10 protein-coding genes are annotated in these 13,078 nt (G+C 64.3%); 4 read left to right on the top strand and 6 right to left on the bottom strand.

The features are described 5' to 3' along the window. Both scpA and QZZ02_RS13640 read left to right on the top strand, forming a co-directional pair. Window positions 1-1,861: methylmalonyl-CoA mutase (gene scpA, locus QZZ02_RS13635; protein WP_291845202.1), on the top strand; the 1,861-nt coding region annotated here is incomplete at its 5' end. Between the two features lie 63 nt (window positions 1,862-1,924). After that, window positions 1,925-2,404, top strand: a complete 480-nt coding sequence (locus tag QZZ02_RS13640; protein ID WP_291845203.1) for a hypothetical protein — start codon at window positions 1,925-1,927, stop codon at window positions 2,402-2,404. Window positions 2,405-2,417: 13 nt separating this feature from the next. On the opposite strand, the gene QZZ02_RS13645 is transcribed toward QZZ02_RS13640, so the two are convergent. From QZZ02_RS13645 to QZZ02_RS13660, 4 genes are all read right to left on the bottom strand, one after another. After that, entirely contained in the window at window positions 2,418-2,783 is a 366-nt protein-coding gene (locus QZZ02_RS13645; RefSeq protein ID WP_291845204.1) for an MmcQ/YjbR family DNA-binding protein, read from the bottom strand. Beyond that, window positions 2,783-3,493 carry a hypothetical protein gene (locus QZZ02_RS13650; protein WP_291845205.1) on the bottom strand — a complete coding sequence of 237 codons (711 nt, stop codon included), beginning with the start codon at window positions 3,491-3,493 and terminating at the stop codon, window positions 2,783-2,785. The genes QZZ02_RS13645 and QZZ02_RS13650 overlap by 1 nt, the downstream gene beginning before the upstream one ends. Before the next feature lie 3 nt (window positions 3,494-3,496). Beyond that, complete coding sequence (locus QZZ02_RS13655) at window positions 3,497-4,546, bottom strand: hypothetical protein (RefSeq protein WP_291845207.1); 1,050 nt, start codon at window positions 4,544-4,546, stop codon at window positions 3,497-3,499. Window positions 4,547-4,719: 173 nt separating this feature from the next. Then, on the bottom strand, window positions 4,720-7,266 hold the full coding sequence (locus QZZ02_RS13660; RefSeq protein WP_291845208.1) for a TonB-dependent receptor: 2,547 nt from the start codon (window positions 7,264-7,266) through the stop codon (window positions 4,720-4,722). Window positions 7,267-7,807: 541 nt separating this feature from the next. Between QZZ02_RS13660 and QZZ02_RS13665 the strand changes: the two genes are divergently transcribed. Then, complete coding sequence (locus tag QZZ02_RS13665) at window positions 7,808-9,598, top strand: S9 family peptidase (RefSeq protein ID WP_291845210.1); 1,791 nt, start codon at window positions 7,808-7,810, stop codon at window positions 9,596-9,598. Then, window positions 9,595-10,527 carry a carbon-nitrogen hydrolase family protein gene (locus tag QZZ02_RS13670; RefSeq protein WP_291845212.1) on the top strand — a complete coding sequence of 311 codons (933 nt, stop codon included), beginning with the start codon at window positions 9,595-9,597 and terminating at the stop codon, window positions 10,525-10,527. Before QZZ02_RS13665 ends, QZZ02_RS13670 begins: the two co-directional genes overlap by 4 nt. A 15-nt stretch (window positions 10,528-10,542) precedes the next feature. Here QZZ02_RS13670 and QZZ02_RS13675 read toward each other — a convergent pair whose 3' ends face one another. Both QZZ02_RS13675 and QZZ02_RS13680 read right to left on the bottom strand, forming a co-directional pair. After that, window positions 10,543-11,172 carry a glutathione S-transferase family protein gene (locus QZZ02_RS13675; RefSeq protein WP_291845213.1) on the bottom strand — a complete coding sequence of 210 codons (630 nt, stop codon included), beginning with the start codon at window positions 11,170-11,172 and terminating at the stop codon, window positions 10,543-10,545. 9 nt (window positions 11,173-11,181) lie between these two features. After that, a complete protein-coding gene (locus QZZ02_RS13680) occupies window positions 11,182-12,936 on the bottom strand; it encodes an amidase (RefSeq protein WP_291845214.1) in 1,755 nt (584 codons plus the stop codon). Window positions 12,937-13,078: the final 142 nt, after the last annotated feature.

Here is a 13,078-nt window from a genome sequence, read left to right on the forward strand (position 1 = left end):
AGCCGGTCAGAAAGGCCTCTCGGTCGCCTTCGACCTGGCCACCCACCGCGGCTATGACAGTGACCATCCGCGCGTTGCTGGCGATGTCGGCATGGCCGGCGTGGCGATCGACTCGATCTACGACACGCGCACCCTGTTTGACGGCATTCCGCTCGATGAAATGTCGGTCTCGATGACGATGAATGGCGCCGTCCTGCCGATCATGGCGCTCTATATCGTGGCCGCCGAGGAACAGGGCGTCACGCCGGACAAGCTCCAGGGGACGATCCAGAACGACATCCTCAAGGAGTTCATGGTCCGCAACACCTATATCTATCCGCCGGCGCCTTCGATGCGGATCATCTCGGACATTTTCGCCTACACCACCGAACACATGCCGCGCTTCAACTCGATCTCGATCTCCGGCTATCACATGCAGGAGGCCGGCGCCCCGGCGGATCTGGAGCTGGCCTACACGATCGCCGACGGGCTGGAATACATCCAGACCGGGATTGATGCCGGCCTCGACGTCGACACGTTCGCGCCGCGTCTCTCCTTCTTCTTCGGCATCGGCATGAATGTCTTCATGGAGATCGCCAAGCTGCGCGCCGCGCGCCTGCTCTGGGCCAAGCTGGTCACCGAGCGCTTCAATCCGAAATCAGACAAGTCGATCTGCCTGCGCACCCACTGCCAGACCTCCGGCTGGTCACTGGCGGCGCAGGACGTGTTCAACAATGTCGGCCGGACGGCGCTGGAGGCCATCGCTGCGGTGGACGGACATACCCAGTCCCTGCACACAAACTCGCTCGACGAGGCGCTCGCCCTGCCGACCGATTTCTCGGCCCGGATCGCCCGCAACACCCAGCTCCTGCTGGCTGGTGAAGCGCATCTTTGTGACGCGATCGATCCCTGGGGCGGCTCACATTATATCGAGCGCCTGACCCATGACCTCGCCGCGCGGGCGCTCGACCATATCGCGGAGGTTGACGGGCTGGGCGGCATGGCCAAGGCGATCGAGGCCGGCATTCCCAAGCTGCGGATCGAGGAAGCCGCCGCCCGCACCCAGGCCCTGATCGACAGCGGTCGGCAGACCATTACCGGCGTCAACAAGTTCCGCCTCGACGAGGAAGAGGACGTACCCGTCCTCAAGGTCGACAATTATCTCGTCCGCAAGCAGCAGATCGAAAAGCTCCAACGCCTGCGCGCGGAACGCGACCCGAAGGCCCTGAAACTCGCCCTCGACGCGCTCGCCGAGGCCGCCCGGACCGGCGAAGGCAATCTCCTGGACCTGTCGGTCAAGGCCGCGCGTGCCAAGGCCACGGTCGGCGAGATATCCGACGCCATGGAAACCGCCTTCAAACGTCATGTCGCCAAGATCCAGACCGTCAAGGGCGTCTATGGCGCAACGGCCGGCGATGATGAACGGGTTGAAACGGCGCGTTCGTTGGCCGAGGCCTTCAAAAAGCGGTTCGGCGAAAAGCCGAAAATCCTGATCGCCAAACTCGGACAGGACGGTCATGACCGCGGCCAGAAAGTCGTCGCCTCCGCTTATACCGATCTCGGCTGGGAGGTTGTCGTCGGCCCGCTCTTCCAGACGCCGGAGGAAGCCGCTGCGCTCGCTGTAGCCGAGAAAGTCCACGCGGCGGCCGCCTCATCGCTCGCCGCCGGCCATCTCACGCTCGTTCCGGAACTGCGCAATGCCCTGTCGGAACGGGGCCGCGAGGACATTCTGGTCATCGTCGGCGGCGTCATCCCGCCCGATGACGAGCCCGTCCTGCGCCAGATGGGCGCCGCAGCGGTTTTCCCGCCGGGCACCGTGATCGCCGAAAGCGCGCTGGTGCTGCTGAAACGCATGGGGATGGAGTCGGCCGAGGCGACATGACATTCATCGACGCGTCAGGCGTCCTGTGGCAGGCTTTGTCCCTATCCTGCCACGGAGGCCCTGATGCGCGCACTTGTCCTGCCCCTCGCCCTTGCTGCCAGCCTGGCAGCCTGCACTTCCGGACCGACGGCTTATGCGCCTGCCAATGGCGGTGATCGCGGCTGGTCCCAAACGCAGATCGAACAGGACCGGTTTCGTATCCGCTTTGCGGCCGGATCGGACATGGACTTTGATGAGGTTGAGCTGATGGCCTTGCGCCGCGCCGCCGAGGTCACGCTTGGAAATGGTGGCGAATGGTTCCTCGTGACCAGCCGCCAGCGCGACGGCAATGACCGCAATCCGGTCGGCGTCTCGACCGGCGTCAGGGTTTCGTCCGGATCGCGGGGATGGTCCTCGCGCGGGGTCGGTGTGGGTCTGAATTTCGACGCCTCCGCCGGCGACAAGTCGGTTTCGCTGGAAATCCTCGTCCGGTCCGGGCCAAGGCCGCAGGATGTCCGGATCTATGATGCCCGCGAGATCCTCGCCAACAACGCAACCCGATAGGGACATTCCAGGCTCATTCGACGGGCAGGCCGAATTCGCGCTGTTTCTTCTTTGACAGACCCGCAGCGACCAGTGCATGCGAGCGCGTCAGATAGGCCTCAAGATCCGCATCGGACAGGCCGGGCTTCTCGTATTGCTGGATCCAGGTCATGCCACGCGCTGCCAGATAGGGGGCCGGACGAAGCCCGGCCTGTTCCCGCAGGATTTCAAAAGAAAGCTGCGTCACCTTGAAGGATATTCCGGCATGGACACGATCGGACCAGCCAGCCACGGCAAACACCTTGCCGGCGACCTTCCAGACGTCGGCGCCGCCCCATTGCACCACATGCGTTGTCGCGGTCAGAGAGGCACAGAAGCGGTTGAATTGATCGCGGTCCACTAGCCCTTGCCGGCCAGCTTCCTGGCCTGGCCAACCCAATCATCCCGAACAATCCGCCCACGGCCATTGATCGCCTGGTCCCAACGTTCGATATCGGCATCCGTCCAGCCCGCGATCTGCGCCAACGAGGTTACGCCACCCGCCTTGAGCGCCGCAGCAGCCTTCGGACCCAGCCCCTTGATGACACCAAGATCAGCATGGCCCGCTGCGACCGGCTCGGCCGCGGCCGGAGCTTTCGCCTTGGCTGCAGCTTTGGCTGTCCCGGCCGGCTTTGGCGCGGCGGTCTTGGCAGCGGCCGGTTTCGCGGTCGGCTTGGTCTTGGGCGCCGGCTTGGCGCCGACGGCCGTTTCCTTTGCCAGGGCCCCGGTTTTCACCGGCTCGGCTATTGTTGGCTCGGCCCTTGTTGGCTCGGCCTTTGTTGGCTCGGCCTTCATTGGCTCGGCCATTGTTGGTGCGGACACCACGATTTCCGGCGCGACGTCACGCGCCGGGGTCGTATCCGCGGCAATGGCTGCGCGCGACTGGGACTCGGCCTCGCCAAGGCGACGGGCGAGATTCTCGTTTTCCTGGCGCAGGCGGGCAGTCTCGGCAATGGCCGCATCCGCCTCGGCGCTGCGGGCATCGCCGGACCAGAGCTGGTAGCCGACGAAGACGCCGAACCCGACTGCCAACAGCAGCAAAATACCCATTTCCCAGATCAGGTAAAACATGCCTCAGCCCTCAACCGTCGCGATTGCGAATGATATGGCGTCGTCCTGGCGTTCGGCCAGAATGACGGCGATGCGCGGATCTGCCGCGCTGATACTCGTCACCAGGCCGGTGACAGCCGCGATACGGGCCTCATCGAGTTCCGCATCACCGCCATGGCTGCGGATCGATACGGTGAGGCCGGCGCTCGCCGGACAGGTCGCGAACATGCGGCCAACACGCCGCAGGGCGACCGATGTAAACGGGCTGGGCGTGGCGCCGGCCCGTTCAAAGCGCAGTGTTTCCGTGCCCTGGGCCGCCAGGATGACTGCGGAACAGGCCTCGACATCGGCGACACGGACTTCGGCCGGGGCGCCGGACGGGGTGATGACGCTCGCCGCGCGGAAAGGCGCCGGCATGGTGCCGAGCGCCTGGCTGACCGATTGGGCAATTTGTGGATTGGGCGCCTCTCCGACAAGGGCTCCCTGCTCCCCGCGCAGGACAACGGCACCGCGATCAAGACGCGCCAACTGGCCGAGCAGGCGCTTGGCAGCCTCCTCCCAGTCCGGCGAGGACGACCCGCCAGGCACCAGGGTCAGGTCGGTGTCGGCGCCACCGGGAAAATTGGCGTCGGCATAGGCGGCAATCGAATCACGAGCCCCGGCATCGGTCGCATCGCCGCGGATCAGGACGCGCCCGTTGATGGCAACGTCAGCCCGGAAAACGAATCCCGATTGCAGCCGCGCCTCGATGGTCTCGTCGGTGACCTGCGTGATTCCGCCAGCCACCAGGCCGCCACTCCAGGTCGAAGTCAGAACGGTCGCCAGCGCATCCTCGCGCGCCTCATCGTCCGGCGCGGCGCCGGTCACGATGGCGCGCTGACCGTCCATGCGAACACTGGCCCAGTCATGCCCGCGGGCATCCAGCGCCTCGCGGGCGCCGGCAGAGAGGCGGGACTCTATGGCACCGATCGAAAACGGGCCGAAAGAGAACAGGACAATCGCCGCCAGGACGATAATCCCGGCAGCCATGAGCAAGGTCTTGCGATTGCGAGGCGTCATGGCGAGGTCGAGCATGAGAACATCCAAAGAATGCGGCCAGAAATCACCCGAAAAAGGCGGTTTGAAGGCCAGCGTCCATAGCGGAAACGCCATTTAAGGTCAGGCACCTCGATAGGGCAAGGGATGCCTTGCAATGCAAAAGGGCCGGAGCATGTGCCCCGGCCCTCCTGCGTTCAGCGTGTCGGCGTCTAGTTGCGGACGCGCAGGGTCAGACCATAGGTCCGCGGCTGTCCAAGGAAGCCGTTGAACGAGCCGGACTGGAACGGACCGTCGAAACCGACCTGGATGTATTCCTCGTCCAGCAGGTTGCGACCCCAGAGTTCCAGCGACCAGGTTTCATCCTGGTTGCCAAGGCCGAGACGACCATTGAACAGGGCGTAAGCGTCCTGGACTTTCTCGGGATCAAGATCCGAACCGGTGTTCTGCTCGGACAACCAGCGACCATCAAAGTGTGCCAGCCACGTCATGCCGTTCTCGAACTGGCCTTCATAGGTGATGGCACCCGAGGCATACCATTCCGGGGCCAGCGAGAAGTTCTGACCCGACAGACGGTCAACGTCCGGCGTACCGGTCGGCGCGAAGCTGTCATAGGTCGCGTCCGCATAGGTCACGCCACCCTGCACCGTCAGGCCCGGCATGCTGTTCGGAAGCCACAGGATTTCGGCCTCCGCACCCCGCGTCTGCGCACCGTCGATGGACGTCACGAAGAAGGAGATGCCGTTGAACGTATTCAGCTGATAGGTGCCGAAATCGGACTGGAACAGGTAGAAGTTGGCGAGAACCGTGTCATTCGCCCACTCCGTCTTGATGCCCAGCTCGAAACTGTCGACCGTTTCCGGATCGAAAGACGCCGGATAGGACTCCGGATTGTTCAGCACGTCAGTGAAGTTGACCGCCGACGTACCGGCCTGCGTGAAGCGGTCGAGGTTGAAACCGCCCGCCTTGTAGCCACGCGAATAGGTCCCGTAGACGAGCAGGTCGTCATTGAAACGATGCGACAGCGAAAGCAGGCCCGACATCTCGTTCTCTTCGATCGCCTGACTGTGGTCGATCATCGAATAGACATCACGGCTCTGCGGCAGACAGCTGAAAGTCCCGAGCTGCGCCAGCGAAGCGGCCGGGAGGCCGGTTGCACCGGAGAGCACGGTAAGAACCTGCTGGGCACCCGGGGTGGTGAAGTCGAGCGCCGGTCCGAAGGCATGCTCCCAGACCGCACAGGCCGGGCTGAAGCTGTCGCCGAAGTCGAAGGTTGCCGACTTTTCGGTGCTGGTGTGACGCAGACCGAAGGTCAGGTCGGTATTGTCCGTCATGCGCCACGTATTGTGGGTGAAGAAGGACAGGCTTTCCGAACCCTGATTGTACTGGTCGCCATTGACGTTCCAGGCACCGGCCGGAATGCCCTGACCGGGAGCCAGGCCGACAAATCCGGGGACCGGATTGCCGAGGAAGGCGGAGACGCCTGCCAGGCCATTCGCCAGATCGGTCACGGTCGTCGCAGATGCGCCGCCAGAGGCCAGCAGCGACAGGAAGGGCTCGAAGTGAACGCCCGTGCGAATGGCGTCACGACGCACCAGGGTCTCGTCGGAGAAATAGGCACCGACCATCCAGTCAAGGCTGTCAGTCGAACCTGAAATGCGGGCCTCAAACGTGGTGGTGTCGAAGTCGACCGTGTTTTCGTCGGCAAGACGGTAGACGATGTCGGCACCGGTGAAGTCCGTGTCCTGGCCGGAAGCCAGTTCGAAATTGCGATCCGACGCAATGACCGTCAGGTCAAAATTGTCGAACGCCCAGTTGAGTTCGCCCTGGAAGCCGGAATCCTGGATTTCCTGGGTGGTGTCGCGGTTGGAGTCGATCTGACGGCTGAACGGATCCTCGGCGCCAGGCAGCGGGCGAGCGCCCGGCACGAGGGCGTTGATGATCCCGGCTGTCGCACCGGACACGATGCTCGGAGCGCCGCAGCAGTCTTCGTCACGGCTGGTGTAGTCCGCGCCCAAGAGGAGGCTGACATTGTCGCTGATGTCGAACAGGAGCTGGCCGTTGATCGTGTAGAAATCCTGGTTGGCGTCTTCGGTTTCCGTACGCGGTCCGCCGTGCGTATCGACGGACTGGAAGCCATCGCGCTGACGCTGGGCCACATAGATGCGGCCCGCGACGCTGTCAGAAAGACCGCCGGTCATGCCACCGGACAGGCCCCAGCCATCCGCGCCACCGCCGGAGACCGTGGCCTCCCCGTGGTAACCGAACTCGTATTCCGGCCCCTTCGTGCGGATATTGATGATGCCGGCCGAGGTATTGGCGCCGAACAGCGTACCCTGCGGGCCCCGCAGGACTTCAATCGCCTGCAGTTCACCGAGATCGCCGAAGCCGATGCCGTTGCGCGAGCGCGGCACGCCGTTGATCACGATGCCGACCGAGGATTCAAGCCCCGGATTGTCACCGACCGTGCCGATGCCGCGGATGCGGGCAGTGGTCGAAAACTCGTTGGACGTCGAGGTGACGTTGAGGCCCGGTGCGATGACTGCCAGGTCCTTGATATCGCTGACGCCGGCATTGGAGAGGAGTTCCTCGCCATAGACCGTCACGGCGACCGGAACATCCTGGATGCCTTCTTCGCGTTTCTGGGCCGTCACGGTGATCACGTCCACCGTGCGGGCTTCCTGGGCAAGCGCGGCTGCGCCGGAGAGTGCGATCGCCGAGGTCGCGGCGAACAGAATTGTGCGTTTGGTGACTGACATTCTCTAACTTCCTCCCGTTGGGACGACGGTCATGCCGTCGTTCTTTTTTGATGCGGCTGATCGGGTCTTGCCCCATCATGCCGATACAACCTGATCGAATTGCCTCACGGCGTGAAGCACATTTGCTGCATTGCCCACATGGTTTTCCGCACCGCATGCTCGAATTCGGGTGCTTTTTGCGGCACTGTTGCAGTCAGAGCACACTCACGGCAATGCGATGTGACAGATTTTGGATCAGGGTCGAAATGACCTGTCGGGAAGCACACGGAGAGTGTTTGTGATCAAACTGGTAGCTGGATTACTTGCCGCATTCGCCTTCGCAGGTGCAGCATGGGGACAAACCGCAACACCCCTTCGGCCCGAACAAGTCTTTCAGCTGGAGGCCGCGTCTGATCCGCATTTCGCTCCGGATGGTTCTGCGCTGGCTTATGTGCGGCGCACAAACGACGCAACAACCGACCAAACCCGTTCTTCGATTTGGCTCATCCAGCCGGACGGAAGCCGGCACCAAGCGCTTGTCGAGGACGGGGCGGTCACCGGCATGCCGCGCTGGTCTCCCGATAGCAGCCGCCTCGCCTATGTTCGCCTGACCGACGACGGCGTGAGCCTTCACATGCGGGACCGGGCGGACAAGGACCATCTTCTCACCCAACTGCCGGGCACCCCCAGCGGCCTCGCCTGGTCGGCAGATGGCCAGCACCTCGCCTGGTCGGTCTTTCGACCCGCGCCGGGACCGGTTGCGGCCGCCCTGCCTGCTGCGGATCCCGGTACCGAGCGAGCACCGCCAGCGGAAGTGGAAGACAGGCTCGTCTTCCGCCTCGATGGCGCAGGTGCCATCCCGCCCGGGGCGCAACTTTTTTACATGATCGATGTCGACAGCGGCGCAACCACCTCGCTGAGTGAAGACTCACTGGGCGGTTCCGGCGACTTCGCCTGGGCCCAGAATGGCGATGCACTCATCTTCTCAGCCGATCGCCGCCCCCAGCTGGGCCAATTGGCGCCGGACAGCGAACTGCACCGGCTTGACATCACGACGGGGGCCGTCACCCAGCTGACCGATCGGGTCGGCCCGGATGCCGCGCCGCGGCCGTCGCCGGACGGGCAATGGATCGCCTATGTCGGCTTTGACGATCACCGGATGGGCTACCACAATTCCGAGCTCTACATCATGCCGGCTGACGGCGGTGAGGCCCGCTCCCTGACCGCATCGCTCGACCGTTCCGTCGGCAATCCGCAATGGGCCGGCGACAGCAATGGACTGTATGTCCAGTTTGATGATCGCGGCACCACCCGCGTCGCCTTCGTCGATCTCGCCGGCAATCTGCGGGTCGTTGCCGACGGCCTGATCGGCGCAACATTCGGCCGCCCCTACACGGGCGGCGACTATTCAGTCTCTGCAGCCGGGGATATCGCCATAACCTCCGGATCACCCCGGCAACCGGCCGAGATTGAACTGGTCGCCGCGGATGGCGAACGCCGCCGGCTGACCGATCTCAACAGCGATGTGCTGGCAAATACCGAGCTTTCGGCAGCAGAAGCCATCAGCTGGTCCTCACCGGCTGACGGCCGCGAGGTTCATGGCTGGGTGCTCTACCCGCCCGGGTTCGACCCGGCGCAAAGCTGGCCGATGATTCTCGAGATTCACGGTGGCCCGTTCACCGCCTACGGCCCGACCTTCTCGGCTGAACTCCAGCTGATGGCCGCGGCCGGCTATGTCGTGCTCTACACCAACCCGCGCGGCTCAACGAGTTATGGCTACGAGTTCGCCAACCTGATCCATCACGCCTATCCGGGCGAGGACTATGATGATCTGATGGGGGCGGTGGATCACATGCTCGCGCGTGGCTTCATCGACGAAAGTCGCCTCTTCGTGACCGGCGGGTCGGGCGGCGGCCTGCTGACCGCCTGGATTGTCGGCAATACCGACCGTTTCGCCGCCGCCGCCGCCGTGAAGCCGGTGATCAACTGGTCAAGTTTCGTGCTTTATTCTGACCTGCCGCAATTCTTCTACCGCTATTGGTTTGCCAGTGCGCCCTGGGAAGACCCGGACGAGTACTGGCGCCGCTCACCGCTTTCGCTGGTCGGCAATGTGACAACGCCAACCCTGATGATGGTGGGCGGAGCCGATGTCCGGACGCCCCGCGCCGAGACCGAACAATATTACTCCGCGCTCCACCTCAACGCAGTGCCAACCCGCCTGGTCATCATTCCGGAGAGCTTTCACGGCATCTCCAACTCGCGCCCGAGTCGCCTTTTGACGAAGGTGGCGGAGATCCTGCGCTGGTTTGATGAATATGATCCCGGCCCGACGGAAAGCGGAGCTGTCGAGTGAAGCCGGCCAGGCTGGCCGCCATCCAGGCCGCGCCTGTCTTCTTCGATCGCAAGGCCTCGACCGACAAGGCCTGTGCGTTGATCGCCGAAGCTGGCCGGGGCGGTGCAGAGCTGGCTGCCTTCGGCGAGACCTGGCTGCCCGGCTATCCCTTCTTCATCGAGGCACCGCTGAGCGACCTATGGTGGGAGGCCGCGGCACTCTATGTCGAACAGGCCGTACGGCTGGATGGCCCGGAGGTCGCCGATCTGTGCCGCGCCGCGCGCCAGGCCGGCACTGATGTGGTGATCGGGATCGCCGAGCTGGACCCGGCAACCGAAAGCTCGGTCTATGCCAGCCTCGTCTTCATTTCGCGCGAGGGCGAGTTGCTCGGGCGGCACCGGAAACTCAAACCGACTCATCATGAGCGCTCGGTATGGGCCGACGGGGATGCCGACGGGCTGACGGTCCATGCCCGACCCTATGGGCGCCTGTCGGGGCTCAATTGCTGGGAACACAATATTGTCCTGCCCGGCTTCACCCTGATCGCCCAGGGCACGCAATTCCATGTCGCAGCCTGGCCGGGGCGCGAACCGGAAACCGCACCGACGGACCCGGTATGGTCACGCCAGGTCCTGCTGTCGCGAGCCTTCGCCAGCCAGGCCGGCGCCTACGTGATCGCCCCGGCCGGCCTGCGCCTGAACGCCCATGTGCCCGACCGCTTCAAGCCGCTCAGCACTTTCGAGCACACCGGGCAGAGCGTGATCATCGACCCGCGGGGCGAGATCATCGCCGGTCCCGCCGAGGGCGAGACCATTCTCTACGCAACGGCGGATCTCGCCGAAGTCCGCAAAGCCAAGTCCGCGTGTGATCCGGCCGGCCATTATTCCCGACCGGACCTGTTCGAGCTCCGCCTGAAGGGCCAGACCGTCTATCCGACCCGGCAGAGCTGAGCGCGCGGCGTCGGCTCAGGCCTGGATGCTGGGACGCGCACCTACCGCCTCGCGCCACCGCGCTAGATTGTCGAGCCCTTCGGGCACGGGCAGTTTGATCCAGCCGGTAAAGTCGACAAAGACATAGGCCGCGATATCGGCCGCGCTGAACACCTCGCCGGCGAGATAGGCGGCTTCGCCAAGCCGGACATCGAGATCATGCAGGCAGGCCGTCGCACGCGCCCGGCCCCGCTCGACGAGCTCGGGGATCTGGGCATAGCGGTTGGGACCGGTGACCGAGGAATCCTTGAAGAATTCAGACCGATTGCGCAGCGCTTCCGCCACGCCTGTCAGCCCCTCGCCTTCGACCCGGGCCAGCCATTCAGCAACAAGCGCCTTCTCGACCGGAGTCCGGCCGAGCAGGGGCGGGTCGGGGTGGATTTCCTCGAAATAGCGGGCAATCGATGCGTTGTCGCACAGCACGGTTCCGTCATCGAGCTGCAGGGCCGGCACGGTGCAACGCGGATTGATTGAACGAAACGGTTCTTCGAACTGGGCTCTGGTGCCGAGATCAACCGGCACGATCTCGACATCAATGCCCTTCTCCGCCATCAGGATGCGGGCCCGGCGCGGACTGGGCGCGGCCTTGTAATCGTAGAATTTCATCACGCTCTCCTAGAGAAAGGCCGGCGGGTGATCATCGGCGACGCCGAGACGGCGCTCGATCTCGCGCCCCAGCGCGATGAGATTGCCTTCCTCAAACAGCGGCGCCCACAGGCTGGTCGTCTGCGGCACACGGTGGGTTATCGCCCCCTCGCCGGCCGGGCCGCCGAAAATCGTGCGTGTGGTCAGATCATTGTAGCCGGACTTGATCGCCAGTTGCGGGTGACCGGTATAGTTGGTGATCAGCAGCATGGCGCCGGCGAAATTGGGCCCGATCATCGCATCCAGCCCATCCATCACACCGTCCATGACCTCCATCACCTCGCGCCGGAAGCGATCGACATTGATCAGGTCCACAGCCGAAATGAAGCGGGCCCGTCGCCAGGTATTCGGCCACGCAGCCGGGTCCTGCCAGACCAGGCTGTCATCTTCGCCGGACAGGGTGAGGTGCTCGAAAGCCGCGGCCGACTCGGCCTCGACAACCGCCAGCAGGCCGTCATAGGGCAGGTCGGGCAGTGCGATCTCGACCAGCTCGACACCGGCGTCGCGGGCAGCCTGCAAGGTCGCCCGATCAGCATCACTGCCCGCGTCGAACCAGGCCGGGCTGTAGCCAACCCGCATGCCGGCCACCGGGCGCGCCGCGTCGATCTCGAGCCCCGCCTCCAGCGAGCCCGGATCGGCCGGGTCAAAGCCATTCATGGCGGCCAGCACCAGCCCGGTATCCTCGACCGAGCGACAGATCGCGCCGATCTTGTCGAGCGACCAGCACAACGCCATCGCACCGTGCCGGGAGACCCGCCCGAAGGTCGGGCGGAGACCGGTTGTCCCGCAACGATTTGACGGCGAAACGATGGAGCCGAGCGTTTCGGTCCCGATACCAAACGCGACCAGGCCGGCTGACGTGGCAGACGCCGATCCGGCGCTCGAGCCGGACGATCCTTCTTCCGTATTCCAGGGATTGCGGGTGATGCCGCCAAACCAGCGGTCGCCATAGGCCAGCGCGCCATTGGTCGTCTTGCCGAGCAGCACGGCCCCGGCCTCGCGCAACTTGACGGTCACGGTGGCATCGATCTCGGCAACGCGGTCCTGGTAGGGCGTTGCTCCCCAGGTGGCGCGGACACCGGCCACGTCGATAATGTCCTTCAGGCCATAGGGAATGCCATGCAGGGGCCCGCGATCATTGCCAGCCGCCAGCTCACGGTCAGCCTGGTCGGCCTGGGCGCGGGCAATATCGGGCGTGACGGTGACGAAGCATTCAAGCGCGGCGCCATGGCGTTCGATCCGGCCCAGATAGATATCCGTCAGACGCCGCGAAGTGAGCAGGCCGCGACGCATCCAGCTGCCCTGTTTCCAGACTGGTGCGAAAGCGATCGCCGTCTCATCGCCCGGCAAAGCCCCCGCATCGACACCCGACGGCGCGACCCGGTCAGGCTGGTCGCGATAGGTGCGGGAGCGCAGGCGCGGGTCAAACACGGTCGCCGGCGACAATGTGTTCGGCTTTTCATGGGTGCGCTGGCGGGTCATCCGGTCGATCCAGCCATCGATTTCCTGAACGACCTGTTCGCGCTCGGCATCAGTGTAGCGGACATCGAAGAGCGATTCCGCACACTGCAGGGTCTGCTGTGTAACAGGGCTTCTCGCGGCCTCGTTCGCGCCCATGGCGGTCGTCTCCTGTCCGGCCAGTGCCGGGCCGGCCACGCCGGCCGAGACGGCGGCGAGCGCGCCGCCCTTGAGCAGGTCACGCCGCGAAGTTGTTCGGTCAGTCATGATGGTCCCTCTCCCCTTGTGCCCTGAAAGTGCAGCTCGTTCGACCAGACTTCAATAGCTTGACCGGCAAATGGGGCGCACTTCCCCTCAAAATTGCCGCAATCCGAGCCATTTCGCTTCACAATTGCAAATTAACCATGGT

This window comes from Maricaulis sp. (assembly GCF_015665295.1).
In the GTDB taxonomy this organism is placed as follows: domain Bacteria; phylum Pseudomonadota; class Alphaproteobacteria; order Caulobacterales; family Maricaulaceae; genus Maricaulis.

Coding starts and splice junctions, on each gene's coding strand:
- QZZ02_RS13665 (WP_291845210.1), top strand. CDS start 7,808: ATGCCGCGCTGGTCTCCCGATAGCAGCCGCCTCGCCTATGTTCGCCTG.
- QZZ02_RS13655 (WP_291845207.1), bottom strand. CDS start 4,546: ATGCTCGACCTCGCCATGACGCCTCGCAATCGCAAGACCTTGCTCATG.
- QZZ02_RS13660 (WP_291845208.1), bottom strand. CDS start 7,266: ATGTCAGTCACCAAACGCACAATTCTGTTCGCCGCGACCTCGGCGATC.
- QZZ02_RS13680 (WP_291845214.1), bottom strand. CDS start 12,936: ATGACTGACCGAACAACTTCGCGGCGTGACCTGCTCAAGGGCGGCGCG.
- QZZ02_RS13675 (WP_291845213.1), bottom strand. CDS start 11,172: ATGAAATTCTACGATTACAAGGCCGCGCCCAGTCCGCGCCGGGCCCGC.
- QZZ02_RS13640 (WP_291845203.1), top strand. CDS start 1,925: ATGCGCGCACTTGTCCTGCCCCTCGCCCTTGCTGCCAGCCTGGCAGCC.
- QZZ02_RS13650 (WP_291845205.1), bottom strand. CDS start 3,493: ATGTTTTACCTGATCTGGGAAATGGGTATTTTGCTGCTGTTGGCAGTC.